Origin of the sequence: Paenimyroides viscosum, assembly GCF_003858535.1 — a bacterium.
GTDB classification, from domain to species: domain Bacteria; phylum Bacteroidota; class Bacteroidia; order Flavobacteriales; family Flavobacteriaceae; genus Flavobacterium; species Flavobacterium viscosum.
Window position 1 is genome coordinate 1 of sequence record NZ_RQTJ01000011.1, and the last position, 21,551, is coordinate 21,551.

21 protein-coding genes are annotated in these 21,551 nt (G+C 32.7%); 10 read left to right on the forward strand and 11 right to left on the reverse strand.

The window, feature by feature from the left end; genetic code table 11:
* The 8 genes from EG242_RS06690 to EG242_RS06725 all read right to left on the reverse strand — a co-directional run.
* The coding region (locus EG242_RS06690; protein WP_148090573.1) for a glycosyltransferase family 4 protein at window positions 1-359 on the reverse strand (359 nt) is incomplete at its 3' end.
* A complete protein-coding gene (locus tag EG242_RS06695; protein ID WP_124899131.1) occupies window positions 340-1,656 on the reverse strand; it encodes a hypothetical protein in 1,317 nt (438 codons plus the stop codon). The genes EG242_RS06690 and EG242_RS06695, both read right to left, overlap by 20 nt.
* Entirely contained in the window at window positions 1,643-2,575 is a 933-nt protein-coding gene (locus EG242_RS06700; RefSeq protein ID WP_124899132.1) for a glycosyltransferase family 2 protein, read from the reverse strand. Before EG242_RS06700 ends, EG242_RS06695 begins: the two co-directional genes overlap by 14 nt.
* Window positions 2,572-3,780, reverse strand: a complete 1,209-nt coding sequence (locus EG242_RS06705) for an oligosaccharide flippase family protein (RefSeq protein ID WP_124899133.1) — start codon at window positions 3,778-3,780, stop codon at window positions 2,572-2,574. The genes EG242_RS06700 and EG242_RS06705 overlap by 4 nt, the downstream gene beginning before the upstream one ends.
* Before the next feature lie 6 nt (window positions 3,781-3,786).
* Window positions 3,787-4,731, reverse strand: a complete 945-nt coding sequence (locus tag EG242_RS06710; RefSeq protein ID WP_124899134.1) for a hypothetical protein — start codon at window positions 4,729-4,731, stop codon at window positions 3,787-3,789.
* Between the two features lies 1 nt (window position 4,732).
* The gene (locus EG242_RS06715; protein WP_124899135.1) at window positions 4,733-6,418 is read right to left on the reverse strand and encodes a DUF6909 family protein; all 1,686 of its coding nucleotides are present in this window, start codon (window positions 6,416-6,418) and stop codon (window positions 4,733-4,735) included.
* Window positions 6,419-6,421: 3 nt separating this feature from the next.
* The gene (locus tag EG242_RS06720; protein ID WP_124899136.1) at window positions 6,422-7,291 is read right to left on the reverse strand and encodes a peptidase associated/transthyretin-like domain-containing protein; all 870 of its coding nucleotides are present in this window, start codon (window positions 7,289-7,291) and stop codon (window positions 6,422-6,424) included.
* Window positions 7,292-7,294: 3 nt separating this feature from the next.
* Complete coding sequence (locus tag EG242_RS06725) at window positions 7,295-8,785, reverse strand: GH3 family domain-containing protein (RefSeq protein ID WP_124899137.1); 1,491 nt, start codon at window positions 8,783-8,785, stop codon at window positions 7,295-7,297.
* A 175-nt stretch (window positions 8,786-8,960) separates the two neighbouring features.
* Between EG242_RS06725 and EG242_RS06730 the strand changes: the two genes are divergently transcribed.
* Window positions 8,961-9,152 (forward strand): twin-arginine translocase TatA/TatE family subunit, encoded by a 192-nt coding sequence (locus EG242_RS06730; protein ID WP_124899138.1) that lies wholly within the window; start codon window positions 8,961-8,963, stop codon window positions 9,150-9,152.
* Window positions 9,153-9,161: 9 nt separating this feature from the next.
* Complete coding sequence (locus EG242_RS06735; RefSeq protein ID WP_124899139.1) at window positions 9,162-9,353, forward strand: twin-arginine translocase TatA/TatE family subunit; 192 nt, start codon at window positions 9,162-9,164, stop codon at window positions 9,351-9,353.
* Between the two features lie 443 nt (window positions 9,354-9,796).
* Here the strand turns inward: EG242_RS06735 and EG242_RS06740 are convergent, their stop codons facing one another.
* A complete protein-coding gene (locus tag EG242_RS06740) occupies window positions 9,797-11,929 on the reverse strand; it encodes a Tex family protein (RefSeq protein WP_124899140.1) in 2,133 nt (710 codons plus the stop codon).
* 125 nt (window positions 11,930-12,054) lie between these two features.
* Here EG242_RS06740 and EG242_RS06745 point away from each other — a divergent pair, with 125 nt between their 5' ends.
* From EG242_RS06745 to EG242_RS06755, 3 genes are read left to right on the forward strand one after another with little or no spacing between them, the layout of a single operon-like run.
* Window positions 12,055-12,348 carry a type II toxin-antitoxin system HigB family toxin gene (locus EG242_RS06745; protein WP_124899141.1) on the forward strand — a complete coding sequence of 98 codons (294 nt, stop codon included), beginning with the start codon at window positions 12,055-12,057 and terminating at the stop codon, window positions 12,346-12,348.
* 2 nt (window positions 12,349-12,350) lie between these two features.
* Window positions 12,351-12,716 (forward strand): helix-turn-helix domain-containing protein, encoded by a 366-nt coding sequence (locus EG242_RS06750; RefSeq protein WP_124899142.1) that lies wholly within the window; start codon window positions 12,351-12,353, stop codon window positions 12,714-12,716.
* A gap of 2 nt (window positions 12,717-12,718) precedes the next feature.
* Complete coding sequence (locus EG242_RS06755; protein ID WP_124899143.1) at window positions 12,719-12,997, forward strand: DUF1294 domain-containing protein; 279 nt, start codon at window positions 12,719-12,721, stop codon at window positions 12,995-12,997.
* Window positions 12,998-13,064: 67 nt separating this feature from the next.
* Here the strand turns inward: EG242_RS06755 and rpiB are convergent, their stop codons facing one another.
* The gene (gene rpiB, locus EG242_RS06760) at window positions 13,065-13,496 is read right to left on the reverse strand and encodes a ribose 5-phosphate isomerase B (RefSeq protein ID WP_124899144.1); all 432 of its coding nucleotides are present in this window, start codon (window positions 13,494-13,496) and stop codon (window positions 13,065-13,067) included.
* A 168-nt stretch (window positions 13,497-13,664) separates the two neighbouring features.
* Here rpiB and rnr point away from each other — a divergent pair, with 168 nt between their 5' ends.
* The 4 genes from rnr (at window position 13,665) to EG242_RS06780 (ending at window position 17,986) form a co-directional block, all read left to right on the forward strand.
* Window positions 13,665-15,848 (forward strand): ribonuclease R, encoded by a 2,184-nt coding sequence (rnr, locus tag EG242_RS06765; RefSeq protein WP_124899145.1) that lies wholly within the window; start codon window positions 13,665-13,667, stop codon window positions 15,846-15,848.
* The gene (locus EG242_RS06770; protein WP_124899146.1) at window positions 15,848-16,531 is read left to right on the forward strand and encodes a GIN domain-containing protein; all 684 of its coding nucleotides are present in this window, start codon (window positions 15,848-15,850) and stop codon (window positions 16,529-16,531) included. The genes rnr and EG242_RS06770 overlap by 1 nt, the downstream gene beginning before the upstream one ends.
* A gap of 267 nt (window positions 16,532-16,798) precedes the next feature.
* Window positions 16,799-17,527: a LysE family translocator gene (locus EG242_RS06775; RefSeq protein ID WP_124899147.1), complete on the forward strand. Its 729-nt coding sequence runs from the start codon at window positions 16,799-16,801 to the stop codon at window positions 17,525-17,527.
* A gap of 66 nt (window positions 17,528-17,593) precedes the next feature.
* Window positions 17,594-17,986 carry a hypothetical protein gene (locus tag EG242_RS06780; RefSeq protein WP_124899148.1) on the forward strand — a complete coding sequence of 131 codons (393 nt, stop codon included), beginning with the start codon at window positions 17,594-17,596 and terminating at the stop codon, window positions 17,984-17,986.
* Between the two features lie 559 nt (window positions 17,987-18,545).
* Here the strand turns inward: EG242_RS06780 and EG242_RS06785 are convergent.
* Window positions 18,546-20,366, reverse strand: coding sequence for a helix-turn-helix domain-containing protein (locus EG242_RS06785; RefSeq protein WP_124899149.1), 1,821 nt, complete (start codon window positions 20,364-20,366; stop codon window positions 18,546-18,548).
* Between the two features lie 277 nt (window positions 20,367-20,643).
* On the opposite strand from EG242_RS06785, the gene EG242_RS06790 reads away from it, so the two are divergent.
* Window positions 20,644-21,231, forward strand: coding sequence for a hypothetical protein (locus EG242_RS06790; RefSeq protein WP_124899150.1), 588 nt, complete (start codon window positions 20,644-20,646; stop codon window positions 21,229-21,231).
* Window positions 21,232-21,551 lie beyond the last annotated feature (320 nt).

Sequence of the window (21,551 nt, forward strand, 5' to 3'; positions counted from 1 at the left end):
ATATTTTTATAACTGATTGATTTGTTAAGGGTGATTGCCCAACAAAATTCGCTTTCTAAAATAACCAAATCGTAGGTTTGATTAATATTGATCGAAGCCAATCCTTTCCGGCTTAAAAACTGCAAAGGCAAGTTACTAAAAAGCTGTTGCAACTGATTTTTACGGCGAGTAAAGAAAAAATGACGTGTATGCAATGCAATTTCATCAATTTGTTTCTGCGTAGGATTTACTTTTTCAGTAACCACCAAATCAACTTCATGCCCTAATGAAGTTAACCCCTTTATACGTTCCCAAACATCGATAGCTCCGCCAAAAATAGGAGGCGAAGGAATAAATCCGCTAACAACTGCTATCTTCATTCTTCTTTAAATTATATTTCTTTTCAAAAACATCGGCTATTGCCAAGAAAATCCACACATCATATTTTACATGATAGGTAATATAAACAATTCCTGCCATAACTGCAAACGCTAACGGAATTCGTAAAAAATAAAAATCTAAATCTGTTATTTTGCTTAATGTTAGATATCTTTTTATGTAAAAACGATAAAAAAAGATAATGAAGAAAATTCCGCCAAACATTAACTCGTCTAAAAAAGCACTTTTTGTAGATAGCGCTTTGGTTGTTGACAAATAACCGCGTATTTCCTGCAAATTAAATTGATCTACCAAACTTGATTCTAAAATGTATTCTAAAACCTGTGGATAATATGTTACAAAGCCACTCCAACCAACGCCTAAGGGACATAAAACGAAAACAGTTAAAGACGCTAATACTGATGAAAAACGTGTTCCAAAACTTCCGCTCGTTGTTATTTGTTCTATAATAATTTCGCGCAAAACAAAACCTAAATAACCACCAACAACAAGAAGCAATACAATAGCTACAACAAAAGCGTTTCTTAAATATTTATTTTTTTTAAGATATGATAGTGTTAAAGGTAAAATTGATAATAAAACCAACAATAAAAAACCTTTAGATTCACTTACAAAAGAGTAAGCCAAGAATAAATAAATACTTTGTAAATAAACAATCCATTTCCAAAAACCTTTAATTTTTAAATAATGAACTAAAAAAATAGGGAGAAAAATAAACGTTATTAATATGGTACCTGTCCAGCTTTCTTCTGGTGTTAGCAACCGTACGCGCCAATATTTTTTAGATAAAGTATGTAAAAAAGGTAAGAAAACATCGGCTGTTTTTAGAAAATATATTTCTACAGTTAAAAAAGCAGTAATAAACAACTGTGTTAAAGATACAGCCGAAAATAGATTTTTTAACTTATTAAAATTGTTACTTAAATAAGAGTAAAAAAACTGATACAATATAAAAATAACAATGGGATAAACACTCATTTTAAGTGTTTTAATAATAATGTTTTCATCAAGCACCACAAGAGTTTCGTAATGCACATAAGATATTACCAAAAAAACTGCCGAAATTAAAATGGTGTACAGCAGGTATTTTAAAAAGTCTATACTATAATTACTAAACTTTATTGTTTTGTTTGATAGTATATAAACAAGCATAAACGGCGTTAGAAGTATAACAGGAGATTTGCCAATTTCGCCTACCAAATTATGCAAAGGAAAATCTTGATAAATAGCGGCGAAAATTACTATTAAATATATTATTACCTGTTTATTTAACGTCATTAAATGTAATTTTTACTAATTTATTTGCCAAAGCAAACTGTCCTTTACGTAATCTATTCGCTATTAATAATAAGCTTGAAAAATAAAATTTAAAACCCAAAGTATAATACTTTTTTATGAATTTTTTTCTGCTGATAAACAGTTGAATTTCAGAAAAAATACTTTTCTTTTTTTTGTAAGATGAACCTATAGTTGCACCTTCTTTATGGTAAACGATGCTTTTTTCGCACCAATCAGCTTTATAGCCTTTTAAATTTGCTCTACAAACCCAATCTAATTCTTCATAATATAAGAAAAAGTCTTCACTAAGAAATCCAACTTCTTCAATAAAATGTTTCGATACAAACATTGAAGCGCCAATTGGATAATCTATCATTGGAAGATCCTTCTTTAAAACATCTCTATTTTTTCCTTCGCCAACATGTTCACAAATATAAAAGACTTTATTAAAAGTACCACCAACAGCTTGTATCGTTTCGTTGTTATTATAATACAATAATTTGCTTCCTAAAATGGTTTTGGGGTGCGTATTGTAATATGCTTTTAATTCGTTCAACGCTTCTGAATCAACAATGGTATCGTTGTTTAAAATCCAGAAATAATTTGCGTTATTTTGTTTTAACGCAAATTGTAATGCAATATTATTACCGTGTGCAAAACCTTTATTTTCTTTGGCTTTTATTAAGATGATTTGCTCGTTATTGACTTTTTTATCCTCGTGCTGATTTAAACTTATAAATGGTATGTGCTGATTTTTTACAAAATCGCAAAGAACATTAAACTCTTTATTACCAATAGAATTATCTACCACAATAATTTTAAAATCTGTGTTATTCATTTTTTGCAACGAAAGAATACAAGCACAAGTATCTTGGCTTCCGTTATGGTTTAAAAGAATAATGTACGTGTAGTTTTTCATGTATTTAATTCTCTTTTTCCAATGATATACATACAAAGTGTAACAAAAATTTCTGTTAAGTATAAAGTTAGAATAATTCCGTATAAACCATAAATTTTAGTTAATATAAATCCTAAAAATAAGGTAATAAATAAAGCTGTAACTGAAATTATTAAAATGTTTTTATGTTTACTTTTAAATAATAATGTTTGATAAAAAGGGATATTTAATGCAATAATTATTGGCAAAAAAAGCAACAAACTTGCTAATTTTAGCCCTTCTTTTACATGGGTAGTAACATTAAAACAATCGATTAAATAAGGCATAATTAGTATCACAATTACGCATGATATCAACAAAAATAACAAATTAAAAGCTGTCATTTTTAATAAATACTTTTTAGCTTCATTAAAACGTGTAACAAGCAAGTTGCAATACGTTGGATAGGTTACATTAAAGAAAACACCTAAATAACTTCTAAATGCTACTAAAAATAAATCTATAATTTTATAAATACCTGCATAGGTATTTCCTAAAATAGAATTAATAATAAAAACAGGCGCTTGTGTGTAAAGACTTATAGCAAAATTAGATGCTACTATTGATTTATTTTGTTGAATAAAAACAATGGCTTTTTTAGATGATAATTTATTATTTTTAGGTATTTTGTAATAAAACCAAGCGTAAATTAAACTATTTGCTAATCCTAAAATACCTACTACATAAATATAATCTTCTGGTTTATTAATTAAGAAGTAAATTCCTAAAACATAAAGCAGCTTAGACCAAAAGATTATATTATTAATTTTTTTAAAAGATTCTTGTGCTTGATATACCCAAATTGGGTTATAATATGCAGCTACAATCCAAGTTAATCCCCAATAATATGATTTATCTACCTTTAAAACAAAAAATACTGCAATAAGCAAAACCGTTAAAACAACACAGCAAATAAGTCGGTAATTGTAATTTAAACCAATATAGCTTTTCAAATATGCTGTTTGTAATCTATTGATACTTAATTCTTTTACACCAATTAAATTTGCGCCAAACTCAACAATCAATCCCAATAAAATATAAACGGTTGTTACTAAAGCAATAATTCCCCATTTATCAACTCCGCAAATGGGAATTACATAAAACGCAACTAAAAAAGGCGCCAGCAAATTCACAAATTGTCCGGCACCATGTATTAAAATGTTCTTTATTGATGATTGATTACCCAAAAAAGTCTAGTTTTTTAAACTTTTTATTTTAGATCGTAAATAAGCAATGGTAATAAAACCAACTATAAAAAGAAATGGTATCGTATATGAATACGGCAACAATGGACTTACCGGAATATTTGTAAATTTTGTTGCAAGATATACCACTTTATCCTGCTCAATTAACTGAACATCTACCGCGTTTAGTTGTTTTAACAAACCTTCTTTAGCTGTTAAAAGATCGGCTAATTCAGGATAAGCGTTCATGGTAATATCGTTCACCTTATTTTCACTTCCCAAACGTTGAAACAAACCATTAATATGTTCAATAGATTTTTCTATTTCGGCACGTTTTGCTAACGTATTTTTCTTTTCTATTTCTTTACGTTGATTAAAATAAGTGTCGCTGTTTAACTCTTCTAATATTTTATCAATACTTAAATCTGTTTTACCTAAACCGTCTGTATAAACAGTTAAAAGATGAAATTTATAATTCTTAGATGCTAGTTTACTTTTAGAATATTTTTCAATATCAATCCCGCGCTCGCTTAAAACCTTAAATGCATTAAAATGCATAGGATCTGTTAATATATAATTATACGCATCGTAAATAGGTTCTATTTTAACTTTATAAACTTCATTGCCTGCATTCATGGCAATTAATTCTTTATTAAGCGCTAAACGATCGTAATCTTTAATTTTTTGGTTTAAGTAATCTATACTTCCAAAATTAGGAACAACAATTAACTCATGCCTTAACCTACTTGTTTTAGTAGAATCAACATACATTCCCAAAGCAATTCCAACCACTAAAAGTGCTAAAATAACATACCATTTGCGTACAATGAAACGAAACAAACGATAAATAGCTAAAATAAAATTGTTATAAGTACCCTGTACGCGTTGCTTCATAAATTTAACGTCGACTTCATTTGGGGTTTCTAGATTTTGGTTTAATGGTTTTTCTTGCATATTAACAGTTAAAAATTTGTTCTAGTATTTTTATGGTTATTAAGTATGTTGGTTTTACGCCCGATGCTCCTAAACCGCCCGAAGCCAGTGTACTTCCGGTTTCTAACGGATTATCTGATGCGTAATAAGCATACCTTACTTTTATGTTTGGGTTAATGCTTTTTCGTATTTTTGATGCCGATTGTATGGCTTTTTGATAATGTGCGCCTTCCATTTCTAACCCAATTACACGCCAGGTAGAATCGTGAAAGAACTTTAATAAATCTTTGTTTTGTAAAGATGTTCCTAAAACGGTTATCATAGATCCGCCAAAAACAGGAATATCGTTTCCTTGAAACATATCAACAGTTAATTCGTTTTCAAACGGATAATTATCACCTGTGCCTTCGTTTATATGCGCCGTAGGTATCATAATATCGCCTTTATCGCCAACTAAAATTCCTGCTTTACCCATCACTGAAACCGATTCTACGTTTAAGTAAAAATCTTTATGAAAAGGTTTCAACAATTCGTCAATCGTTTCATAAGCTTGTTCACCAAAAGCATAATCCATTACAATAAGTACTGGTTTATCTTGGGTTTTTTCAGGAACTGTATATTTGTTAAACGCGCTGTTTTCGAACTTTATTTTAGCAGTATCAAAAATTTGAACGTCTATATTTGTTCCCGATGTATCTGGTAAAAAAAGCATTCCTTCATTCGTTGCACGTTCTGCAACTAAAGCACGTAAATCGCTGTTTTCGGTTTTGCTTAACTCTTCAAAAATTTCGGTTTTACTCTTACCTCTTAATTTCGATTTTAAAACATCGGCAGCAAAAATAGAATTCATTACACTGTGCATGTTTGCGCTTATAATGTGCAACGGACGGTTTAATAACTGTAAGCGCTGTAATTCGGTTTTTATTTTGGTTGCCCAAATTTCGCCGTAAATATGATGACCTAAACGTTCGCGCAAAATCGGACTAAAAGTAATGGTTCTTTTGTTGTTTTCCAAAACTTCTTCCAAAGCAATTTTTCCCAACCAATAAATTACGTGTAAAAAACGATCTGGATTTTCTTCGGTAGCAAACGCGCCGTAAATATCGTTAATTTCTGCAAAAGTTCGACCTAAAATAATTGTGGTGTGCGATATGGCAATTTCTCGTTCTGTTAACGATAAAGGTTCTTGTGTTAAAACGGCATGTTCCAACTTTAGCCAATCACGCGATACATTGTCGTCATCGTCAATTAAAATACGGTCTTTAATTTTATGTGATTCCACAAACATAAAGGTTAAATGCGTTAAAACATCGTAAATATCTGATCGTCCGCGTGTGATTTCAATATTCATTTGTTCGTAATCAATACGGTAACAATTACGGCGACGTTTTGGCGGCACAATTGCTTCAAAATGCGATTGCGAATAACCTTCGTCTGATGTTAGGTTGATGTATCTGCATTCTTCAATACCAATAGGCAAACGTTCAATTACATAAAGCAAACCGCTTAATTCTACTTTTTCATCGGCGATCGATCCGTAAATTTCGGGGCGTAAAAGTAATAAAGCTTCGCGCAAGGTTTCGCCCGAAACCCCCATAGGTTTGTAAAAACCGCGGTTAAACAAATGGCGCATGGTAATGTACAAACGTTCTACCGCTGCCGATGATTCTTGTGCTCGTGTTCTTGTTATGTATTTTATTTCTGTCATTATTTAATTTGATAAAATCAATCCTATTGCCGGATCTACTATTTCTCTTGGCGCATTTGGGTTTCTTGGCTGAAACCGATCGTTTGGAAACCATTCGCCGTGCATGTATCTGAACGATGATGTTTTTTCTACTTTATTGTTCATAACATCGGGCTGATAACGGAAATCTTCAAACAATTGATCTCCTTTTACAAAATTTGCCGGACGAAACTGATTATTTTCGGTTAGTAGCCATTCCACAGCAACAAAAATTCCGTTTTTAGGTAGTATCACATTGTGGTGCAAAACTTTGATAACGTTTTTTTTATTACCTCGGTTTACGGTAGTTATAATTGGTTCAATTAGCAAATCATCGCTTGGGCAACCGTATTCGTTCATTCGTAAAAAGCGAATTTTAATTGTGGCTGCAGCAACGGCGCTTTTGGTGTATACAATTACTCTATCAATATATTGTACGTCTTTAATTTCTGTACTGTTTTCAAAATACTTACCATACATATATGGAACATTTCCCGGCGCAAAATACATATTCTCGAAATGCGCATCGCCAATGGTATGATGTAAATACTTTTCGGGAAGCCTAATTAACGCTGGTTGCGGAATTTCGTAAGCTTCTAAAATAACATTTGTGGTTTTTGATGCTTCTTCTCTAAATATTTTATGTCCCGATGCGTTAAAAACCAAGGTATCTGTAGCCAAAGCAGATGATATATAAAACATACCTAACGAATCGGTTGTAGCGCCGTCGCTTCCATCTAAAACCCAAATATTTGTGAGCGGCAATGGTTTGTTTTCACTATTTACCACCGTTCCGCTAATCTGTGCAAAAACACCTATTGGAGTTATTAATAAAAGAAACAGCAACTTTTTCATAGGCTATTTTAGTTCATGTATAAAATCGGCAATTTTACGATCGTTCGCTAAACGCGGTAACTTATTTTGCCCGCCCAATTTCCCCTGCGATTTCATATATTCGTTAAAACCACCAGCCGGAACTTTGGTAATTACTAAAGTACGTAAAATACTGCCAACAATTAAATCATCATAATAAACATTTTGATTTCTTAATGCAGCATCGATCTTTAAAGCAAAATCTTCCAGATTGGTCGGTTCTTTTTCAAATTCTACCAACCATTCGTGATAAGGCAATCCGTTGTCGGGATTAATTTGTGGCGCAACCGTAAATTCTGTAACCATTGCATCGGTTTCATTCAAAGCTTGTTGCATTGCTTCTTCAACTTCTTTACCAATCACGTGTTCACCAAAAGCCGAAATGTAATGTTTAATACGCCCTGTTACAACAATTCTGTATGGCTTTAAACTTGTAAACATTACAGTATCGCCAATGTTATACGCCCATAAACCTGCATTGGTGCTAATAATCATTACATAATTAACGTTTAAAGCTACCTCTCCTATTGTGTATCGTTTAGGGTTTTCGGTAAAAAATTCATCTGCTTTAATAAACTCATAAAAAATACCAGCATTTAAAAGCAGTAACATTCCTTTTGCTTTCTGTGAATCCTGATAAGCGAAAAAACCTTCGGATGCGGGATACAATTCAATACTATCTACTTTTCTGCCAATTAACTGTTCAAACTTTTTGCGATAAGGTTCGTAATTCACTCCGCCGTAAATAAACAGATTGAAGTTTTTAAACAAATCGCCTACTTTTTGTCCGGAAACCTGAATTAATCGATCAAAATACATTTGTACCCACGAAGGAATTCCCGAGATAACCGACATATTCTGATCTTTTGTTTCCTGTACAACGGCATCAACTTTTGTTTCCCAATCATCGATACAATTAGTTTCCCAACTTGGCAAACGGTTTTTTTGCAGATATTTAGGAACATAATGTGCTGCGATACCTGATAACCTACCGACTTTCACTCCGTTTTTTACATCCATTTCTGGACTTCCTTGTAAAAAAATCATTTTTCCATCAACAAAATCGGCATTACCTGTTTCTTGAATGTAAAATAAAATAGCATTTCTTGCGCCTTGAACATGATAAGGCATTGATTCTTTTGTAATAGGAATATATTTTGCACCCGATGTAGTGCCCGAAGTTTTAGCAAAATACAGTGGTTTGCCTTTCCATAAAACATCTTTTTCACCGGCAACTACTTTATCTACATACGGTTTTAAAGCTTCGTAATCGCGCACAGGAACATATTTTACAAAATCGGTATGCGATTTTATTGCCAAAAACAAATGATCTTTACCAAACTGTGTTTGTTTTGCTTGCTGAACTAATGAATGAAACAAATTTTCTTGAGTTACAACCGGATTGATCATCCATTTTTGTTGCTGCATAACCACAACATTGGCGAATATCTTTGCAAAAAACGACTTAACAGACATATTTTTAATTTAATAATACAAAAATCGAACATCTTATTTTAATAAAGTAACAAAGCACTAAAAAGTTTAATTATTTTAATATTAACATTTTCTAGTGTTAAAAATTACAAAATAAAAAAATAAGAACGGTTTAAAATGTTATATCTTTGCTTAATATTATTTATAATTAAAGATAATGAATTCTATAGCAGTATTTTTAGGAATGGTGAGTCCGTGGCAGATATTAGTTATTGTTGCGGTGATTTTATTGATGTTTGGGGGTAAAAAAATACCTGAATTAATGCGTGGGTTAGGATCTGGCATTAAAGAATTTAAAGATGCTACAAAAGAAGAAGAAGAAGACAACAAAGATCAATCTAAAAAATAATTAAATAAAATGGGAAGAATAGGAATGCCCGAAATATTGGTAATAGTAGTACTTTTACTATTGTTATTTGGTGGAAAAAAAATACCTGAATTAATGAAAGGATTAGGTTCTGGTATTAAAGAATTTAAAGATGCTACGAAAGATAACAGTGGAGCAACTTCAAATCCGAATAAAGACAATACAGATTCTAAATCTGAATAAAACTTAAAAGATGCTAAATGCATCTTTTTTTTATTTAATAAGTTCTTGACAAGCTTCAAATAACGAACGTAGAACTTAACTTGCAAACAATTTAAATTAAATACCCGCTTGAAAAGTATCAAGCGGGTATCCCTTATAAAACATAATAAAAACACTACTTTTTTTTAATTCCGTTCATTTTAAATTTAAATGATTGGTCTTTTTCATAACAATTTCTTTTTTTTAATGTAATTTTCTTTTTCATAATGTATAAAGCAAATGAAAGACCAAAAAACAGAATGCATATTTTATTTTCAGCAAATCTATCACAAACCCTCATAAATCAACACGTTGAGCAATAAATCATTTTTATCAGCAAAAAAGTTATAATACCAATTACTCAATTTACCGAGAGAAAACGTACCCGAATTGAGTATTAATTCCACTATTTTGGTGTGTAATTACTAATTATCTAAAATCATAGTGAGTTGTAAACGTTTTTTTTGCTGATCCACATCTAACACTTTTACCTGAACATGTTCGTGCAGTTTAACCACTTCATTTACATCGGCCACAAAACCTGCCTTTAACTGCGATATATGCACCAAGCCGCTTTCTTTAATACCGATATCAACAAAACAACCAAAATTAGTAATGTTGTTAATGATGCCGTTGTAAACTTTGCCTACCTCAACATCGTTTATTGATTTTAACGAAGCATCAAATTCCAATACTTTTGCTTTTTTACGCGGATCTAATCCCGGTTTTTCCAACTCTTTCAGCAAATCAGTTATATAATGTATTCCAAATTGTTCTGAAATGTATTTTGAAGGATCTATTTTTTCGATTGCTGATTTATTTCCGATCAATTCGTTCGTACTGATTTTTAACTCTTTTGCCATTTTTTCGACTAAAACATAAGCCTCAGGATGCACTGCAGAATTATCTAACACAAAATCGCCGTTTACAATTCGTACAAAAGCTGCTGCCTGCTGATACGCTTTTTCGCCCAAACGTGGTACGCTTTTCAATTCTTTTCTATTGGTAAAAGCTCCGTTTTCTGCTCGGTATGCTACAATTTTGTCAGCCAGTTTTTCACCGATTCCAGAAACATAGCTCAACAACGATTTACTTGCCGTGTTTAAGTTGATTCCAATTTTATTTACACTGCGAATTACCACTTGATCTAATTCTTCTTTCAATAAGGTTTGATCCACATCATGCTGATACTGCCCAACACCAATTGACTTTGGATCGATTTTAACCAGCTCTGCCAACGGGTCTTGTAACCTTCTACCAATTGAAACAGCTCCGCGAACAGTAACATCGTAAGTAGGAAATTCTTCTCGAGCAATTTTCGATGCCGAATAAACCGATGCGCCTGCTTCACTTACCACAAAAACCTGCAAAGGTTTATCAAAAGCGACTTTTTTTATGAAAAACTCCGTTTCACGACTTGCTGTTCCGTTACCAATGGCAATGGCATCAATTTTATAGGAATTTGCCATAGAGCGGATTTTTTTAGTTGCCATGGCAATATCTTTTTGTGGAGCGTGCGGAAAAATAGTTTCGTTGTACAGCAGATTTCCGTTTTCATCGATACAAACAACTTTACAGCCGGTTTTAAATCCGGGATCGATTCCCATAACTCTTTTTTCGCCCAATGGAGCAGACAATAACAACTGCGATAAATTCTCTGAAAAAACTCCGATTGACTGTAAATCGGCTTTTAGTTTGTATTCCTGCAATACTTCGTTAGACAACGCCGGTTCTAACAAACGTTTATACGAATCGGCAACTGCTTTAGAAATTTCGACAGCTGTTTCGTGCTTTTTATTTTTAATTACAGTTTCTTCTATAAATGTAATAGCTTCGGTTTTATCAATACTTATATTTAACTTTACAAAACCTTCGTTATTGGCACGCAACATTGCTAACAATCGGTGGGCAGGTGCTTTAAATAATGGTTCGTTCCAATCAAAATACTGTTCAAATTTCTTGGCAGCATCTTCGTCTTTCTTTGTTTTTACAACTTTGGCCGAAATTTCTGCACTGCGCTGAAACTTGCGTCGAAGTGCTTTTCGAACAAAAATATTTTCGTTGATCCATTCGGCAATAATATCGCGTGCTCCCTGTAAAGCATCTTCGCTAGAAAAAACTTTACTGTTTAAATATCTTTCGGCAGTATATTCTAAATCGTCAACATTTTGCGACATAATCATCTTTGCCAAAGGTTCTAATCCAGCTTCGCGAGCAGTATCGGCTTTGGTTTTTCGTTTCTTTTTAAAGGGAAGATACAAATCTTCAATTTCGATCAAATCAAAAGAATTCTGAATTTTATCTTTCAAAAAATCGGTCAATAATCCTTGTTCATCAATCGATGCCAAAACAGATTCCTTTCTTTTAACAAGCGCTTCAAACTGATTGGAAAGTTTTGAAATTTGTTCGATTTGAACTTCATCTAAATTTCCCGTAGCATCTTTTCTATACCTTGCGATAAACGGAATAGTACAGTCTTGCGCTAATAATTCTAAAGTGCTTTGGATGGATTTGTCGGAAACGGCAACTTTTTCCTTTATATATTGAATAGTGTTCATTGTATGAATTTTGAACTGCAAAAATACTGCTTTACATGAATTTATTTTAATAAATAAAATTTTGTTTTTCAAAATATTATATTGTTATTCAAAATTAATATCTTTGTATCTTAATTAAAACAACTATGCGTATAGTAACATTTTCTAAAATCAAAATGTTTATTGAGAAGCACGCCGATGCCGATGTTGCCTTACGCGATTGGTATTTTAAGACCAAAAGAAGCGATTGGAATAATTTAAATGAATTAAAACAAACCTTTGCAACTGCAGATTATATTGGTAACAATAGATTTGTTTTTAATATTAAAGGAAATGATTACCGATTGGCTGCTATTGTAATTTTTGCATCGAAAAAAGTATACATACGTTTTATTGGAACACATGCTGCGTATGACAAAACAAACTGTTTAAACATTTAATTATGAGAACAATTGAAACACATAAAGAATATAAGGCTGTTTGCCTGCGTATAGAAGAATTATTAAAAACGGTTGGTAATGAAACTTTACCAGATGATCCTAATTTCATTGAATTAGACTTACTTTCGGATTTAATAGCTGATTACGAAGAACTAAACGAGCCTTTAACACAACCTGCTTTGGTTGATGTAATTAAATTAAGAATGTACGAAAAAGGTTTAAATCAAAAACGGCTGTCTGAATTATTGGGTGTAAGTACATCTCGTATTAGTGAATATCTTAACGGAAAAAGTGAACCGCCTTTAAATGTAGCTCGTGAAATAAGCGTAAAATTAGATATTGATCCGGCAATTGTGTTAGGTGTGTAAAAATGGGGAAAATTATATTTATATACTTAATTATTGTTAATTACATTGCCTTTAGCCTGTATCATTTAGATAAACAGCGTGCAATTAAGGGCAAACAGCGTATTTCTGAAAAAAACCTATTAACCATTGCTGCTTTTGGCGGAACTTTGGGTGCTTATTTGGGTATGCAAAAGTATCGACACAAAACAAAAAAGCTGTCTTTTAAATTGTGGTTTTACGGTATTTTAATTTTACAGATTGTATTCTTTTTTGCTGTTTATAAGAAGAGGTTTTTTATATAAAAAAACCACAAATGCACAAATAAAATCATCTGTGAATCTGTGGTTTATATAACTTAAAAATATATTCTTAACTACAAGCAATTTTATTTACACGGGTTGCGTGACGTCCGCCTTCAAATTCGGTAGTTAAAAAAGCATCAATCATTTCTAAAACTTGCGGAATAGCCGTAAAGCGCGCAGGAATAGAAATTACGTTTGCGTTATTATGCTGGCGTGCCAAAACGGCAATTTCTTTTGTCCAACACAAAGCACAACGAACACCCTGATGTTTGTTTGCACTCATGGCAATTCCGTTACCCGATCCGCAGATTACAATTCCAAAATCAACTTTATTGTCTTCTACATCTTGAGCGACTTTGTGACCAAAATCAGGATAATCAACAGAATCAAAAGTATCGGTTCCGTAATTTACCACTTCAATTCCTTTGTCCTGAAGCATTTGCACAATGGCTTTTTTATATTCCGGACCTGCGTGATCATTTCCTATTGCAATTTTCATATCGTTTCGTTGTATTGTTTCCACAAAGGTAATTATTTTGAATTATTGAATTATTAAAAAATCATTCAAAGATTAATAAACAATATTTAAGACAAAATTTACATTTACACTTTAATATTTTCATACCTTTAATAAGTATTTGAGCAATTTGCTTAAACAAATTTATATATGACAAAGAAAATAAGAAGATTCCATAAAAAACCGGGCAAAGATTATTCCGGACAAATTTTAAAATTACTATCACAAAACAGCGCTAAAGTTTTTAACTACAAGCAAATAGCAGCTGTTTTGGAAGTTACCGATACTAAAGGAAGAAACGAGATTATTAAAGAATTAAAATACCTGGTTTCTACCCAAAAAATTGAAGAAGTAGATCGTGGAAAGTTTCGTATTTTGGAACAATCGAGCTATTTTGAAGGAACAATTGACATGACTGCTCGCAAAGCGGCCTATTTTATTAGTCCTGAATTTGACGAAGATCCGTTTATTCCAACCAACAATTTAAACAAAGCGCTTCATGGCGATAAGGTGAAAGCCTACGTTTACAACAAACGCAAAGGTAAAAAGCCCGAAGCTGAAGTTATTGAGATATTAGAACGCAAACGTGATGAATTTGTCGGTGTAATTCAAATCAACGGCACATTTGCTTTTGTTGTTACGGCAAACCCTAAAATGTACGTGGATTTATTTATTCCGAAGGAAAAATTTGGCGATGCCGAAAACGGCGATGTGGTATTGGTTAAAATGACCGATTGGCCAGAAAAGGCGAACAATCCGTACGGACAAGTAATTAAAGTTTTAGGAAAACCAGGCGAACACAATACCGAAATGCACGCAATTTTGGCAGAATATGGTTTACCGACTGATTTTCCTGTGGAAGTTGAAGCGTTTGCGCAGAAATTAGATACATCGATCACCGAAGAAGAGATTGCAAAACGCCGCGATATGCGTGATGTACTAACGTTTACGATTGATCCGCGCGATGCAAAAGATTTTGATGATGCCTTATCTTTTCAGGTTTTAGAAAACGGAAATTACGAAATTGGTATCCACATTGCCGATGTTTCTCATTATTTACAAGAAGGAACCGTTTTAGACGAAGAAGCGTACAATCGCGCAACATCTATTTATTTAGTTGATCGTGTGGTGCCGATGCTTCCTGAAGTATTATCGAACTTTGCGTGTTCGTTACGCCCAAACGAAGAAAAATATACATTTTCTGCAGTTTTCGAACTAAATAAAAAAGCCGAAATCGTAAATTCTTGGTTTGGAAGAACCGTAACCTATTCAGATAAACGAATGGCTTACGAAGAAGCACAGGTTATCATTGAAACGAAAGCAAATGAAATTCCTGCCGAAATATCGCTAACAAATGAAAAGCAATTAATTGACCAACCTATTGTTGATGCTGTTTTAACAATGGATGAGTTAGCTAAAACATTACGTGCAAAACGTATGGCTAATGGCGCAATTTCGTTTGATAAAGTAGAAGTAAAATTCCATTTAGATGAGAACGATGAGCCAACAGGTGTTTATTTCAAAGTATCTAAAGATGCCAACCATTTAATTGAAGAGTTTATGTTGCTGGCAAACCGCAAGGTTTCAGAATTTATTGGCAAGCAAAAGAAAACCTTTATTTACCGCGTGCATGACGAACCAGATCAAGATAAATTATTCAATCTGCAAACGGTTATTTCAAAATTTGGTTATGGTTTAAATTTTAAATCAAAAGGTGATATTTCTAAATCGCTTAATAAATTGTTAAGTGATGTTCAAGGTAAAAAAGAACAAAATCTGGTTGATACACTGGCAATTCGCAGTATGAGCAAAGCAGCGTATTCTACCGAAAACATTGGTCATTACGGCTTGGCGTTTGATTATTATTCGCATTTTACCTCGCCAATTCGTCGTTACCCCGATGTTATGGCACATCGTTTACTACAATATTATTTAGATGGAGGAAAATCGGTTGATGAAGAAGTCTATGAAGCTAAATGTGTGCATACATCGCAAATGGAAAATTTAGCTGCAAATGCAGAACGCGACAGCATAAAATACATGCAGGTTAAGTTTATGCAGGATCATAAAGACGAGGAGTTTGTAGGTGTAATTTCTGGCGTAACCGAATGGGGAATTTACGTGGAAATCGTTGAAAACAAATGTGAAGGAATGGTACGCATTCGGGAAATTAAAGACGATTATTATACTTTTGACGAAAAACAATACGCTTTAGTTGGCGAGGTTACTAAAAACTTGTTACAGTTGGGTGATGAAATTATTGTGAAAGTTAAAAATGCCGATTTGGTTAAAAAACAGTTAGATTTTACGTTTATTAAAAAAGTAAATGAATAATGAAAAAGTATTTTTTTTCAGCAGCCTTACTTATAGGATTACAAACGGTGGCAAGTGCCCAAATTGATAAAAATGTTGGCGATTTCACTTCGTTGAAAGCAAGTAACCGCATTAAAATTGAACTAATTCCATCAACAGAAAATAAAATTGTTGTAAAGGAAAGTCAGGTTGATGCAGTGAATATCATCAATAAAAACGGTCGGTTGGTTTTAAAAAACACCTTGAAAGAACTGGTTTCAGAAAGTGAATATTCTGTCACTATTCAGGTTCATTTCAACAACTTAAAAGAAATTGACGCGCAAGGTGGTTCATACATTTTTAGCGATACCGTTATAGATCAAACCAAAATAGAATTAAACGCCAATTTAGGCTCTACCATAAAACTAAACCTGAAAACAGAAACGTTGACAGCCAATTCAAACACCGGTGCAAAGCTGTATTTAAACGGATCGGCTTCTAAATCGGTTAAGCTTTCGGCATCGTCAGGCGGACAAATAACTGCCAACGAACTAACTACTTTGCGCAATATTATTAAGGTAAATTCGGGCAGTGTTGTTAAAGCAACTGCAACCGATTATCTGGAAGCACAGGTATTGGCTGGCGGAAGCATTAAAATTCACGGAAAACCCAAAGATGTTAAAGAAAAAATAACCTTGGGCGGCACAATAGAATATATTAAATAAATTGATTATTAGATAGGCTGTGCCAAAATACACTTGATTTATTAATACATAAGCCGTTACTTCGAGTAGATTTTTCGTAATGAAATGAAGGGAAATCGTATCGAGAAGTTTGTGAACTATAAGTTCTCGACAAACTCGAACTGACGAAAATCTGATAAATTCTATTTGGTGTAAACGTTCCAATAATGATATTAAATAATTTTATCGTAAATTTGTAGTAACATTCAATTAAAATGCCAATTACAGTTGGCATTTTTTTTATACAAAATGGATTTATTTTTCACAGGAATATCGCTTGGTTTTTTTCTCAGTTTCATGATTGGGCCGGTTTTTTTTATTTTAATAGAAACCAGTATTACCAAAGGGTTTAAAGCTGCCTTAACTTTTGATGCTGGTGTTATTATAGCAGATATTTGTTTTATTCTAATAGCCTATTTTAGTAGTTTTCAGTTAATTAGCAGCATTAAGGACGATCCCGCACTTTTTCTTTTTGGTGGAATGATTATGATTACCTACGGAACCATTTCGTTTATTCGTTTACAAAAACTTAAAAAAGCAGAAATTCATATTGAAACCGCTAACTACAAAAACAACTACTTTTCGTTATTTGCAAAAGGCTTTTTATTAAACTTTATCAATGTTGGTGTTTTAGGTTTTTGGTTGGCAATTATAATAACAATTGGTCCGCAATTAGAAATGAATCACAGCAGAATGATTAATTTCTTTGCTTTTGTTATTGGCGCATATCTTGCAACAGACATAATTAAAATGCTTTTAGCCAAACAATTACAAAGCAAACTTACACCCAAAAACATTTTAAAAGTTAAAAAAGTAAGTAGTATTATTTTAATTGTTTTTGGAGCCGTTATCATGTCTAAATCATTTATTAAAAATGAACCCGATTTTATCAAAAACAAAATTAATTTTCCTGCTTCTGATGCTTTAATTCCAACATCAAAAACCACTTCTCTACTTTTATTTGATCTTTCTAAATAAATATTAAAGAATCATTACAACCTTTTTGTATATATTTACGTCTATACTGATATAAAATATACAATTATGAAAAAACATTTTTTAACGATCTGCATTTTTAGTGCATTGGCATTTGGTTCTATTTCTTGTGATTCTAACGACGATAATCATGTACACCCAGAAAACAAATTAGAAAAATTTAAAGGAACATGGGTTGGAACTTATTCAGGTGATGGTGAAGGTACATGGACTGCAACTTTTGACAGTAGTGGTAACGCAGAAGGTACTCTTGTATCGGGAAGTAACACGTTTAAGCTAACAGGTGAGGTTGCTGAAAACGGAACCATTAACGCCGAATTTATGAGTGGTACCAATGTAGTAGGAACCATGACAGGAACGTTAACCGAAAAAACAGGATCGGGAACGTGGAATAATAAGATTCAAAATTATAATGGAACTTGGCAAGGTACTAAAAACTAAAAATCAGCTTTAAAAGCTGATTTTTTTTTCCGTCACTTTGAGTTGGTTTTTCGTAAATGCAATTAAGGAAAATTGAGTTTAGTTGTCATTTCTACTAAGGAGAGATCTCTAATACTATAAGATTTTTCGACTTCACTTCATTTCGCTCAAAATGACACTTTCTTACTTTTACCACATAGTACAATAGAATAATATATATTTAAAGCTTTATATAGTTTCCGCCAACGGCGAAACTACATAGCTATGTATCCCGCTCTCCGAAGTTTACAACTTCGGAGCATAAAGAAAGTGAATTTTGGAATTATAATAATTCCAATAATTAAATAATTTGCTCAAAGTCTCCTGACTTTGAGCAGCTGTGAACTTACTCCACATCCGGCGTCATGCTGAACTTGTTTAACTTCGTTCTATTCGCAAGCTCGGGTCAGCATCTCACAAGATTAGATGATGATGCGATTCCGTGTCAAGCACGAAATGACACGCAGTATAAGAGCGAAATTTAATTCAATATTGTAATTTATCAATGTTCTTGGCACAAAGTTCCAGACAGCAAAAAATACTACTCTTCTTCTTTATCTAAATTTTCAATAAACAATGTGGGAGTTTCACCTGTAATCACCTTAAACAAACTAGCAAACGTTTTGGGATGCAAATCGCCATAGATAACCGCCAGTTCTTTAATGGTTTTTTTTCGTAGTTCTTTATCTGCTTTTAAATCTGTAACCGCTTGTTGTATGCGTAAACTATTAATATAAGTACTAAACCCGTTTTTATATTGGCTTAAAAAAGGGGAAAGCGTACTGCGGGTAGTATTTAATTGTTTCGCTAGATCATCTAAATTTACTGAACCTAAAAAACCTTTTTCCTGCTCAAAACTATTTAAACCGTCTAATAACCGTTGGTCTGTTGCCGATAATACAGTCGTGTTTTTTGCCTGTTGCTTTATTTCGGTTATTTCTGTTTCGTTTTCAACAACGCTTTCTGTTTCTGCAACCTCAATACTTGTTGTTTCGGTGTTTTCAATAGCATCAACTGTTTCTAATGATTTTTCAATTTCCACCTCATCCTTATCAGCTACTTCCTTATTTTCAATTGTATTTACTTCTGTTCTTTGGATTACTTGGCTTTTATTGTTTTCACTTATTTTGTCTTTATTCTTTTTACTTCTTTTCCAAAATAAGTAACCCGCTGTAAGCACTAAAACACCTCCTAAAACACTGATCCACAAATTGTATTTACTTACTAATTTTTGCCATTGCGACGTTATTTTTTTACTTTCTAAATCTTGGTGTAAAATGCTTGTAATGCTTTGCTGTTCTTTTTCAAACTGCCGGTTCAAAGCCATAAGGCTATTAGTAGCATTTAATTGTAGTTGCGGTTGGTTGGTTTCATTGTAATAGGCAATTAAATAATCGTACGCTTCACGTAACTCATAATTTAAAAACTTTTTTTCTTTAAAAAGCGTATCTATTTTTGTAAAATACGCCATAGCTTCGGCTTTTTGGTTTTGTTCCCACAAAATTTTACCCAAATACAGATAAATAACATGCTTATTGGTAAAATCACCGTTTTGCTCTATGGCTGGTAGTGCTTTGGTAAAAAAGTTTTGTGCCGTAGCATAATCTTTCTGTAAAAAAGCCAAGCCGCCTTTTACATATTCTAAATAAGCAGTTTCTAATTGTTGGTCTTTAGGTTTCAACAATCCAACTGCCCGCTGGCTTTCTTTAATAGTAGCAGCAAGTTTATCTATATCTTTTAACTGCCAATAGGTTCTACTTAAGCTATAAAGACTACTTATATAACCACGTTGGTGGTTGTAGTCTTTTTTAGATTGGTAATAGTCTTTTGCTTGTGTAAAATAGGTAACCGCTTTAGCATAATGTCGGGTATAGTAATAAATATTGCCAATATCTATACGTACAGCATTTAGGTTATACTGGTTATTTATTTCTTCGTTAAACGCTTCCGATTCTATGGCGTAGTACAATGCATTTTTAAAATCACGCTTATTATAATAAAACACAGCACTTCTGTTTAAGTAACGTCCTTTTATACTGTCGTTGGTACTGTTTTGTACCAAAGGGTGCATTTGGTGGAGCAACAAAGCAGCATCAGCATACGGAATTATAAACGATTTTTTTTCTAACGCACGATATTGTTCCAATTTATTATTTTCATTCCGCGCTTTTTGATAATATACATCTAAATATTGTAGCTTTTTTTCATTTGAAACCGTATCGTTTTGAATCACTTCCCAAAGCTTTTTATAAGAATCTGCCGTTGTTTGCCCAAATGAACAAAACGGTAACAGAAAAATAATCCAACAAAGGAATATATTATCCAATACAGGGAATAAATTGTCCAACTTTTTAAAAAACATGCATAAATTTTTTTCTAATCTCACAAAAATACAAAAAAATAGCCAACAGCAGCCTTTTACTTCACAACACACTGATTTTAAAAACAATAAATTAAAAAAATAAAGTTTTAAATACGGATAAATAATCCAAAGAGGGAATAAATTGTCAAAAAAAGGGAGCAAATTATCCAACCCTTTAAATCCGGATAATTTGTTCGCTTGTTGTTTTAAAATCGTTTCATATTTGTAACCGAAACAAAAGCTACCCGGGCAGCGTTATTAAAAAACTCCGAAAATTATGAAACGATTTTTTTTATATGCTGTAGCAATTACTGCTTTATGCAGCTCGTGCGAAACAGAAGACGAAGTTTTCGCAACAGAAACAAACAAACAAAGCAATACTTTGCATCAGGCAAAGGGTGTTAAAGCAAACGATTACCAAACCTATCAAAGTATTTTAAACAGCTTTGCATATAACAACCAACAAACGCATCAGGAAAACCTGCTGCTGTTTGAACAGCACGTAAACCGGCAAATGCTTAATTACGTACCACAAGAAACATATAAATACGAAATCATAGACATCGAACAATTGTTGGTATTACAACAGGTAGATGCCGATTACATTGAAAAGCTTGTTTATACCAAACAAATCAAAGAGGCAATTTACGCAATAATAGGCAACCGGTTTAACAGTGATATGGTAGAGCTTATTACCAACGAAAGCGAACGTAATTTAATAGAAACCCTGTTTACATTAGACAATAATGGGAATGATGATGATTTATGGAACAGAAATAAAACCATTGCCTTTGCTTATGGCGCACAATACAGTTTTACCCAAGCAGTATTGTATGCCGGGGCAATAGAACTATCAGTGAAATAGTAAAGTCTTAAAGTTGAATGTCATAAAGTCAAAAGATCGTCAGTTCGAGCGAAGTCGAGAACCGAAGCTTGTCGAGAAACGTAACCTTTCGAAAAGCTCAAGATAAACTAAAGACAATAAATCAAGACATACATTAAGATTACAAAAAATAAAAAACTGAAAAAGAACTATTTACCTATTTGTTTCGGAGAACCGGCAGTCGCGAATGCCGGTTTTAACAAACAAATTATAAACAACCGATTACAGCGGGTTACCTGTAAAACCAATTTTTAACCGCAGTTTATAAAACAATAAAAACAAAACTGCTAAATTTTATTTAA

What these genes read in the sequence shown, in the direction of transcription:
- EG242_RS06780 (WP_124899148.1), top strand. Translation starts at nt 17,594, where the DNA reads ATGAAAAAACATTTTTTAACGATCTGCATTTTTAGTGCATTGGCATTT.
- EG242_RS06775 (WP_124899147.1), top strand. Translation starts at nt 16,799, where the DNA reads ATGGATTTATTTTTCACAGGAATATCGCTTGGTTTTTTTCTCAGTTTC.
- EG242_RS06750 (WP_124899142.1), top strand. Translation starts at nt 12,351, where the DNA reads ATGAGAACAATTGAAACACATAAAGAATATAAGGCTGTTTGCCTGCGT.
- EG242_RS06755 (WP_124899143.1), top strand. Translation starts at nt 12,719, where the DNA reads ATGGGGAAAATTATATTTATATACTTAATTATTGTTAATTACATTGCC.
- rpiB (WP_124899144.1), bottom strand. Translation starts at nt 13,496, where the DNA reads ATGAAAATTGCAATAGGAAATGATCACGCAGGTCCGGAATATAAAAAA.
- EG242_RS06770 (WP_124899146.1), top strand. Translation starts at nt 15,848, where the DNA reads ATGAAAAAGTATTTTTTTTCAGCAGCCTTACTTATAGGATTACAAACG.
- EG242_RS06745 (WP_124899141.1), top strand. Translation starts at nt 12,055, where the DNA reads ATGCGTATAGTAACATTTTCTAAAATCAAAATGTTTATTGAGAAGCAC.
- EG242_RS06790 (WP_124899150.1), top strand. Translation starts at nt 20,644, where the DNA reads ATGAAACGATTTTTTTTATATGCTGTAGCAATTACTGCTTTATGCAGC.
- EG242_RS06695 (WP_124899131.1), bottom strand. Translation starts at nt 1,656, where the DNA reads ATGACGTTAAATAAACAGGTAATAATATATTTAATAGTAATTTTCGCC.
- EG242_RS06725 (WP_124899137.1), bottom strand. Translation starts at nt 8,785, where the DNA reads ATGTCTGTTAAGTCGTTTTTTGCAAAGATATTCGCCAATGTTGTGGTT.
- rnr (WP_124899145.1), top strand. Translation starts at nt 13,665, where the DNA reads ATGACAAAGAAAATAAGAAGATTCCATAAAAAACCGGGCAAAGATTAT.
- EG242_RS06700 (WP_124899132.1), bottom strand. Translation starts at nt 2,575, where the DNA reads ATGAAAAACTACACGTACATTATTCTTTTAAACCATAACGGAAGCCAA.
- EG242_RS06735 (WP_124899139.1), top strand. Translation starts at nt 9,162, where the DNA reads ATGGGAAGAATAGGAATGCCCGAAATATTGGTAATAGTAGTACTTTTA.
- EG242_RS06710 (WP_124899134.1), bottom strand. Translation starts at nt 4,731, where the DNA reads ATGCAAGAAAAACCATTAAACCAAAATCTAGAAACCCCAAATGAAGTC.
- EG242_RS06715 (WP_124899135.1), bottom strand. Translation starts at nt 6,418, where the DNA reads ATGACAGAAATAAAATACATAACAAGAACACGAGCACAAGAATCATCG.
- EG242_RS06730 (WP_124899138.1), top strand. Translation starts at nt 8,961, where the DNA reads ATGAATTCTATAGCAGTATTTTTAGGAATGGTGAGTCCGTGGCAGATA.
- EG242_RS06720 (WP_124899136.1), bottom strand. Translation starts at nt 7,291, where the DNA reads ATGAAAAAGTTGCTGTTTCTTTTATTAATAACTCCAATAGGTGTTTTT.
- EG242_RS06785 (WP_124899149.1), bottom strand. Translation starts at nt 20,366, where the DNA reads ATGTTTTTTAAAAAGTTGGACAATTTATTCCCTGTATTGGATAATATA.
- EG242_RS06740 (WP_124899140.1), bottom strand. Translation starts at nt 11,929, where the DNA reads ATGAACACTATTCAATATATAAAGGAAAAAGTTGCCGTTTCCGACAAA.